Source organism: Streptomyces sp. NPDC057486 (genome assembly GCF_042802415.1).
GTDB lineage: Bacteria > Actinomycetota > Actinomycetes > Streptomycetales > Streptomycetaceae > Streptomyces > Streptomyces yanii.
The window spans coordinates 1-301 of sequence record NZ_JBHVEE010000003.1 but is presented as its reverse complement, the minus strand read 5'-3'; the positions used below and the strand labels follow the sequence as shown (position 1 = coordinate 301).

Annotated in this window: 1 pseudogene; it reads left to right on the top strand. The window is 71.4% G+C overall.

Annotated elements, in window-relative coordinates:
• Positions 1–301, top strand: a pseudogene (locus ACFU6I_RS02700) (hypothetical protein); the annotation flags it as partial.

Genomic DNA, 301 nt, shown 5'->3' with positions numbered 1-301 from the left:
CGTCATCACGACGCGGTCCACGGTACCCACCACGGTCGTCCTCACGACGCGGCGCACGATCGTCACGACGGAACCCACCACCACGGCTGTCGTCACGGCGGAACCCACCACGATCGTCCTCACGACGCGGCGCACGATCATCGCGACGGAACCCGCCGCCGCGGCTGTCGTCGTCGCGACGGGGCCCACGCGGCCGGTCGTCACGACGCTCGAAGCCACCACCGGGACGCCCACCGCGGTCGTCATCACGACGCGGTCCACGGTACCCACCACGGTCGTCCTCACGACGCGGCGCACGATC